Source organism: Cereibacter johrii (assembly GCF_001720585.1).
Classification (GTDB): Bacteria; Pseudomonadota; Alphaproteobacteria; order Rhodobacterales; family Rhodobacteraceae; genus Cereibacter_A; species Cereibacter_A johrii.
Map to the genome: position 1 here is coordinate 1 of NZ_MABH01000101.1, position 7,457 is coordinate 7,457.

The 7,457-nt window shown below is 68.1% G+C and carries 7 protein-coding genes; 4 read left to right on the forward strand and 3 right to left on the reverse strand.

All coding sequences use genetic code 11. The annotated features are described in order from the left end of the window. On the reverse strand, positions 1 to 632 hold a 632-nt coding region (gene pyrF, locus A9O63_RS07620; protein WP_069331387.1), incomplete at its 3' end, for an orotidine-5'-phosphate decarboxylase. 103 nt (positions 633 to 735) lie between these two features. Between pyrF and A9O63_RS07625 the strand changes: the two genes are divergently transcribed. Further along, positions 736 to 1,623: an ROK family protein gene (locus A9O63_RS07625; RefSeq protein WP_069331388.1), complete on the forward strand. Its 888-nt coding sequence runs from the start codon at positions 736 to 738 to the stop codon at positions 1,621 to 1,623. A gap of 12 nt (positions 1,624 to 1,635) precedes the next feature. Here A9O63_RS07625 and A9O63_RS07630 read toward each other — a convergent pair whose 3' ends face one another. Next, positions 1,636 to 1,869: a hypothetical protein gene (locus A9O63_RS07630; protein ID WP_002722031.1), complete on the reverse strand. Its 234-nt coding sequence runs from the start codon at positions 1,867 to 1,869 to the stop codon at positions 1,636 to 1,638. A gap of 301 nt (positions 1,870 to 2,170) precedes the next feature. Between A9O63_RS07630 and clpB the strand changes: the two genes are divergently transcribed. After that, complete coding sequence (clpB, locus tag A9O63_RS07635; RefSeq protein ID WP_069331389.1) at positions 2,171 to 4,783, forward strand: ATP-dependent chaperone ClpB; 2,613 nt, start codon at positions 2,171 to 2,173, stop codon at positions 4,781 to 4,783. 61 nt (positions 4,784 to 4,844) lie between these two features. Here clpB and A9O63_RS07640 read toward each other — a convergent pair whose 3' ends face one another. After that, complete coding sequence (locus tag A9O63_RS07640; RefSeq protein ID WP_069331390.1) at positions 4,845 to 5,315, reverse strand: fasciclin domain-containing protein; 471 nt, start codon at positions 5,313 to 5,315, stop codon at positions 4,845 to 4,847. A gap of 196 nt (positions 5,316 to 5,511) precedes the next feature. Here A9O63_RS07640 and msrP point away from each other — a divergent pair, with 196 nt between their 5' ends. Together msrP and msrQ are read left to right on the forward strand one after the other, a co-directional pair. Further along, the gene (gene msrP, locus A9O63_RS07645; protein WP_069331391.1) at positions 5,512 to 6,417 is read left to right on the forward strand and encodes a protein-methionine-sulfoxide reductase catalytic subunit MsrP; all 906 of its coding nucleotides are present in this window, start codon (positions 5,512 to 5,514) and stop codon (positions 6,415 to 6,417) included. Then, positions 6,418 to 7,023: a protein-methionine-sulfoxide reductase heme-binding subunit MsrQ gene (gene msrQ / locus A9O63_RS07650; RefSeq protein WP_069331392.1), complete on the forward strand. Its 606-nt coding sequence runs from the start codon at positions 6,418 to 6,420 to the stop codon at positions 7,021 to 7,023. It begins immediately after the preceding gene. The last annotated feature ends 434 nt before the right edge of the window (positions 7,024 to 7,457 follow it).

Genomic DNA, 7,457 nt, shown 5'->3' on the forward strand with positions numbered 1-7,457 from the left:
ATCGGCCGGCCCACGACGATATGGTCCGCCCCGTCCGCGATCGCGCGGGCGGGGGTTGCCACCCGCTTCTGATCTCCGAGCGCGGCGCCCGTCGGCCTCACGCCCGGCGTCACGATCAGCCGACCCGCCGCCTGCGGCAGGGCCCGGATCGCCGCCGCCTCCTGCGGGCTCGCGATCACCCCATGCGCGCCGGCATCCAGCGCCCGCGCCGCCCGCTCGAGCGTGATCTCGGCCAGATCGCCCGCCCGGATCATGTTCGCATCGAGGTCCGCCCGGTCGAGCGAGGTCAGCACCGTCACCGCAAGGATGCGCAGCCCGCTGCCCGAGGCGCCCTGCACCGCGGCCCGCACCACCTGCGGATCGCCATGGACGGTCAGGAAATCGAGGTCGTAGCTTGCAAAGCCCCGCACGGCGGCCTCGACGGTCGCGCCGATGTCGAAGAGCTTCATGTCGAGGAAGATGCGCTTGCCCCGCTCCTGCTTGAGCTCGTTGGCCAGCGCGAGGCCGCCGCCGGTCAGCATCCCGAGGCCGATCTTGTAGAACGAGACCGCATCGCCGAGCCTCTCCGCGAGATCCAGCCCCTGCACGACGTTCGGCACATCGAGTGCCACGATCAGACGGTCGTCGGCCATGGGAAGCTCCTTCCTGCTGAGGTCGGGCGGGTGATGGGACGAGGGCTGCCGCGTGTCAAGCGGGCCCATTCCGTCGGGCCGCCGCGGCTGCTATCGGTGGCCCATGCTCATCGCCTTCGACATCGGCGGATCCCGCATCCGCGCCGCCCGTGCCTTCGCCCCCGACGACCTGGAGCCTCTGGGCGAGCGGCCGATGCCGGCGAGCTTTCCGGGCTTCGTCGCGGCGCTGCGTGGCCTCGTGCCGGAGGAGGGCACGTCGCTCGCCATCGCCATCGCGGGCGTGGTCGATCCCGACACGGGCCGCATCACCGCGGCCAACTTGCCGGCTGTCAACGGGCGGGCGCTGGCCGCCGATCTCGGCGCGGCCCTCGGCCGTCCGGTCTGGATCGGCAACGATGCCGATTGCTTCGTGCTGACGGAGGCGCTGCTCGGGGTCGGGCGCGGCCACCGCAACGTGTTCGGCATCATCCTCGGCAGCGGCGTGGGCGGCGGGATCGTGCTGGAAGGGCGGCTTTTGACCGGGGCGGGTGGGATCGCGGGCGAATGGGGCCATGCGCCGGTGCTCGACCAGCGCCCGCTCGGCCGCGACCTGCCGCACCTGACATGCGGCTGCGGCCAGAGCGGCTGCGTGGACACCTACGGCAGCGCGCGGGGGATCGAGCGGCTGCATCTCGCCCTGTCCGGGCAGGGGCTCGACAGCCGCGAGATCCTGGCGGCCTGGCGCGCGGGCGAGATGGCTGCGGCCGCGACGGTGGAGGTCTGGCTCGAGCTGGTGGCGGGGCCGCTTGCGATGCTGGTCAATGTCATCGGCCCCTCGGTGGTCCCGGTGGGAGGGGGCCTTTCGAATGACCGCGACCTGATGGCGGCGCTGGATCGCGCCGTCCGTCACAGGCTTCTGCGCCCCACGCCCGAGGCGCTGCTGCGGCCGGCCTTCCATCCCGAGCCCGGGCTGGTCGGGGCCGCGCTGGCGGGGCTTCAGGCCTTCGGCTGAGCCCCGCCCTCGTCAAGCGGCGCGGTCGACCTGAGGTTCGTAGCGCGCGAGGAAAAGCGTCTTCGCGCTGTCGATCAGCCGCTCGCGCAGGGGGGCGGCGCCGCGGGCGGGCTCGGTGGTAAAGATCCGGCGGACGTAGGGCACCGGGCGCGCGCTGTCCTTGACCAGCAGCGCGACGGTGGCCTCGACCTGACCGAAATCGCGCGCGTAATGGGCGCGCTCGATGGTGGCAGAGAGGATACGCATCGTGACACTCCTCACATGACCGGAAGAGGCCGGTCGGGATCAGGATGAACCGGCATGGCCCCTTGCGGACCATGACCGCATGTCGCGGCCTTTTTCCGGTCGGGGCAGCCGATCAGGCTTGTGGATAAATCCATTTGGGCCTTGTCCGGTTCCACTGCACGGCCTGCATGAACACGGCTGCTTGATCGGATCGTGATCCTTGAATTCGACCAGATCCGCGACCACCTGAGCATCAAGACCCGGGACGGACCGTGCCGACAGTCGGGCGGTGTCGCCGGGGGCTTAACGAGAGGAGTGACCGATGAACCTCGAGAAGTTCACGGAGCGGTCGCGCGGGTTCCTTCAGGCCGCGCAGACGATCGCGATGCGGGAAAGCCACCAGCGGCTGGCGCCCGAGCATCTGCTGAAGGCCCTGATGGACGACGATCAGGGGCTGGCCTCGAACCTGATCCGCCGCTCGGGCGGCGAGCCTGCGCGCGTGGCCGAGACGGTCGAGCTGACCATCGCCAAGCTGCCCAAGGTGTCGGGAGATGCGCAGCCCTTCATGGATCCGGGTCTCGTGCGCGTGCTGGACGAGGCGGAGAAGCTGGCGAAGAAGGCGGGCGACAGCTTCGTGCCGGTGGAGCGGATCCTGATGGCGCTGGCCATGGTCGCCTCGAAGGCCAAGGATGCGCTGGATGCGGGCGCGGTGACGGCGCAGAAGCTGAATGCCGCGATCAACGACATCCGCAAGGGCCGCACCGCCGACACGGCTTCGGCCGAGGAAGGCTATGACGCCCTGAAGAAATACGCCCGCGACCTGACGCAGGCCGCACGGGACGGCAAGATCGACCCGATCATCGGCCGCGACGACGAGATCCGGCGCTCGATGCAGATCCTGTCTCGGCGCACCAAGAACAACCCGGTGCTGATCGGCGAGCCCGGCGTCGGCAAGACCGCCATCGCCGAGGGTCTCGCGCTGCGCATCGTGAATGGCGACGTGCCCGAGAGCCTGAAGAACAAGCGCCTCCTGTCGCTCGACATGGGCGCGCTGATCGCGGGCGCGAAATACCGCGGCGAGTTCGAGGAGCGGCTGAAGGCCGTGCTGAACGAGGTGACCTCGGCTGCGGGCGAGATCATCCTCTTCATCGACGAGATGCACACGCTGGTGGGCGCGGGCAAATCCGAAGGCGCGATGGATGCGGCCAACCTCATCAAGCCGGCGCTTGCGCGGGGCGAGCTGCATTGCGTGGGCGCCACGACGCTCGACGAATATCGCAAGCATGTGGAAAAGGACGCGGCGCTGGCGCGGCGGTTCCAGCCCTTGATGGTCGAGGAGCCGACGGTCGAGGATACGATCTCGATCCTGCGCGGCATCAAGGAGAAGTATGAGCTGCACCACGGGGTGAAGATCGCCGACGCGGCGCTGGTGGCCGCGGCGACGCTCTCGCACCGCTACATCACCGACCGCTTCCTGCCCGACAAGGCCATCGACCTGGTGGATGAGGCCGCGAGCCGCCTGCGGATGGAGGTCGATTCGAAGCCCGAGGAACTCGACGCGCTGGATCGCCAGATCCTGCAGGCGCAGATCGAGGCGGAGGCGCTGAAGAAGGAGGACGATGCGGCCTCGAAGGACCGGCTGGCGAAGCTCGAGAAGGAGCTTTCGGACATGACCGAGCGCGCCGCCGAGATGACGGCGCAGTGGCAGGCCGAGCGCGACAAGCTCGAGGCCGCGCGCGATCTGAAGGAGCAGCTGGACCGGGCCCGGGCCGAGCTCGAGCAGGTCAAGCGCGAGGGCAACCTCGCGCGGGCGGGCGAGCTGTCCTACGGGGTCATTCCTCAGATCGAGAAGAAGCTCGAGGAAGCCGAAGCGCGCGAGGGCGATCTCCTCGTCTCGGAAGCCGTGCGGCCGGAGCAGATCGCCGAGGTTGTCGAGCGCTGGACCGGCATCCCGACCTCGAAGATGCTCGAGGGCGAGCGCGAGAAACTTCTCAAGATGGAGGAGGAGCTCGGGCGCCGGGTCATCGGGCAGCGCGCCGCGCTGCGGGCGGTGGCCAATGCCGTGCGGCGTGCGCGGGCGGGGCTGAACGACGAGCGGCGGCCTCTGGGCAGCTTCCTCTTCCTCGGCCCGACGGGGGTCGGCAAGACCGAGCTGACGAAGGCCGTGGCCGAATATCTCTTCGACGACGATCAGGCGATGGTCCGCATCGACATGTCGGAGTTCATGGAGAAGCACTCGGTCGCCCGGCTGATCGGCGCGCCTCCGGGTTATGTGGGTTACGATGAGGGCGGGGTGCTGACCGAGGCCGTGCGGCGCAGACCCTATCAGGTCGTGCTGTTCGACGAGGTCGAGAAGGCGCACCCCGAGGTGTTCAACGTGCTCCTGCAGGTGCTCGACGACGGGGTGCTGACCGACGGGCAGGGCCGGACGGTGGACTTCAAGCAGACGCTCATCATCCTGACCTCGAACCTCGGGGCCTATGCCTTGAGCCAGCTGCCGGAAGGGGCCGATCCCGCCCCCGCCCGCGCGGCGGTGATGGAGGCGGTGCGCGGACATTTCCGGCCCGAGTTCCTGAACCGCCTCGACGAGATGGTGATCTTCGACCGCCTGTCGCGCGACGACATGGGCCAGATCGTCGAGATCCAGCTCGGCCTGCTCGGCAAGCGGCTGGCCACCCGCAAGATCGGGCTCGAGCTCGATGCGGCGGCGAAACAGTGGCTCGCCGACGAGGGCTACGATCCGGTCTATGGCGCGCGTCCGCTCAAGCGCGTGATCCAGCGCCATCTGCAGGATCCGCTGGCCGAGATGATCCTCGCGGGCGACGTGCTCGACGGGTCGGTCGTGCAGGTCAGTGCCGGTGCCGACGGGCTCATCATCGGCGACCGGGTCTCCTCGTCGCGGCGCGAGCGGCCGCAGGACGCCGTGGTGCACTGATGTCCTGAAGAAGACGGGCCCGCCCCAAGCCGGAGCGGGCCCGCGCTGCCACAGCCGCCGATCAGGCGCCCGGCATCAGCACGCCGTCGATCACATGGATCACCCCGTTCGACGCATCCACATCCGGCTGCGAGATCGCCACGCCATTCACCTTCGGGCCCCCTTCGAGCGTGACGGTGAGCGCGCCGCCCTCCACCGTCCCGGCGGTCATGCCTTCCATCAGGTTGGAGGACATCACTTCACCCGGCACGACGTGATAGGTCAGGATCTCGGTCAGTTTCTCCTTGTTTTCGGGCTTCAGCAGATCCTCGACCGTGCCCTCGGGCAGGGCCGCGAAGGCCGCGTCCGTCGGCGCGAAGACGGTGAAGGGGCCCTCGCCCTTCAGCGTATCGACGAGCCCCGCGGCCTCGGCCGCGGCGAGGAGCGTCGTGAAGCTGCCCGCGTCGGTGGCGGTCTCCACGATGTCTCCGGTTTCGGCGAAGGCAGGTGCCGCGAGCAGTCCGAGCGAAAGGGCGAGAAGGGTCTTGCGCATCGTTCCAGTCCTCCTGTGTGTGATGCCGTGCTTGGCCTCAAGGCTACGCAGAAGGCGGCACGGGCGGATGAGCCGGCGGGACGAAGCGTGATCGCGCGTGATCGGCCGTGAGCGCCTTCCCCGCTTCGTGATGGGCGGGGCCTTTGAAAGTGAAGGCGCACCATGCACCTTAGGGAAGCGGCAAGGGAGGGACAGGATGCGCAAGCTCGGATGGTCGGATGTGACGCGCAAGGCGGATTGGCTGAACCGGCGGCAGATCCTCGCAGGGGCGGGGGCACTGGGGCTGGCGGGGCCAGCCTTCGCCCGGATCGAGGCGAAGGCCAGCCGCTTCTCGACGGACGAGAAGCCCAACAGCTTCGAGGAGATCTCGAACTACAACAATTTCTACGAGTTCGGCCTCGACAAGGGCGATCCGGCGCAGAATGCCGGTGCCCTGACCGTGGATCCCTGGTCGGTCGAGATCGGGGGCCTCGTCGAGCGTCCCGGCTCCTATCCGCTGGACGACATCCTGAAGGGCGTGACGCTCGAGGAGCGGATCTACCGCCTGCGCTGCGTCGAGGGCTGGTCGATGGTGGTGCCCTGGATCGGGTTCGAGCTGCGGACCCTCCTCGAGCGGGCGGGCGTGCAGCCGGGCGCCAGGTTCGTGGCCTTCGAGACGCTCGTCCGCCCCGAGGAAATGCCGGGCGTCCGCTCGCGCATCCTCGACTGGCCCTATCGCGAGGGGCTGCGGATCGACGAGGCGATGCATCCGCTGACGATCCTCGCCACCGGCCTCTACGGCGAGGAGATGCCGAAGCAGAACGGCGCGCCGATCCGGCTGGTCGTCCCATGGAAATACGGGTTCAAGTCGATCAAGAGCATCGTGCGGATCTCGCTGGTCGAGAAGATGCCCGCGACCTCCTGGAACATGCAGAATGCGCGCGAATACGGCTTCTACTCCAATGTGAACCCGGCGGTGGATCATCCGCGCTGGAGCCAGGCGTCCGAGCGGCGGATCGGCTCGGGCTTCTTCGCGCCGCGGATCGAGACGCAGCCCTTCAACGGCTATGGCGATCAGGTGGCGCAGCTTTACGCCGGTCAGGACCTGTCGGTGGATTTCTGAATGATCGCGCAGCGGATCAATGGCGCGTTGCGCCCGGTGCCGACGGGGTTCGTCTATGCGGCAGGTCTCCTGCCGCTCGGGCTTCTGGTCTGGCAGGCGGCCACGGGCGGGCTCGGCGTCGATCCGGTGAAGGGGATCGAGCACCGGCTGGGTGAGCTCGCGCTCCAGTTCCTCGTGGGCGGGCTGGTCATCAGCCCGCTGCGCTGGTGGACGGGGATCAATCTGATCCGCTTCCGGCGGGCGGTGGGGCTGCTGGCCTTCTTCTATGTCTGCCTGCATCTCGCCGTCTGGCTCGCGCTGGATCTGCAGTTCCGCTGGGCCGAGATCGGGGCCGACATCGCCAAGCGCCCCTACATCACGCTGGGGATGCTCGCCTTCGCGGCGATGATCCCCCTGGCGCTGACGTCGAACAACGGCGCGATCCGGCGGATGGGAGCCGCGGCCTGGACCCGGCTCCACAAGCTGACCTACCTCGTGGCCCTGCTGGGCGCCCTGCACTTCCTGCTCCTCGTGAAGGCCTGGCCGCTCGAGCCGATCCTCTACATGGCCGGCGTCGTGGCGCTGCTTTCGATGCGCCTCTGGCGGACCCTCCGGCGCCGAGCCTGAGGCCTCTCTACATGTGGTGTGGCGGATCCGTCGCGCCCCATATGTAGACGGGTTTCCGACCGGATGGAAAAATATCGGCCCTTCGTCATTTTTCCTCTTGCGGGTTTTTTTGCGGTTCCCTAGATAGCGCCTCACCGAAGCGGAACGGCGACGGTGACGGGGTTGAGAGGCGGCGGCGCTGCCTTGAAGGTCTCGGGAAATCTGGAAGATGAGGCGGACGGGATCGCTGGTTGACTGGCGTCTCGGTTTGTTTTGTCTTCTGCGCTCTTTGACATTGATGATGATGAAGGGATATGCGGGCGGTTTGGTCGTTTCGACGGCGGACCGGATGCATATCGGCCTACTAGCTTCGGCGATGATGTAGGTGAAAGCTTCACTGTCTTGTGGGTCACGTTACTTCGGTAACTTGGCACATGGACAGAAAGACCTCGGGC

Bases quoted from the DNA above. Each gene is read 5' to 3' on its own strand.
- A9O63_RS07625 (WP_069331388.1), top strand. From the start codon at position 736: ATGCTCATCGCCTTCGACATCGGCGGATCCCGCATCCGCGCCGCCCGT.
- A9O63_RS07630 (WP_002722031.1), bottom strand. From the start codon at position 1,869: ATGCGTATCCTCTCTGCCACCATCGAGCGCGCCCATTACGCGCGCGAT.
- clpB (WP_069331389.1), top strand. From the start codon at position 2,171: ATGAACCTCGAGAAGTTCACGGAGCGGTCGCGCGGGTTCCTTCAGGCC.
- A9O63_RS07640 (WP_069331390.1), bottom strand. From the start codon at position 5,315: ATGCGCAAGACCCTTCTCGCCCTTTCGCTCGGACTGCTCGCGGCACCT.
- msrP (WP_069331391.1), top strand. From the start codon at position 5,512: ATGCGCAAGCTCGGATGGTCGGATGTGACGCGCAAGGCGGATTGGCTG.
- msrQ (WP_069331392.1), top strand. From the start codon at position 6,418: ATGATCGCGCAGCGGATCAATGGCGCGTTGCGCCCGGTGCCGACGGGG.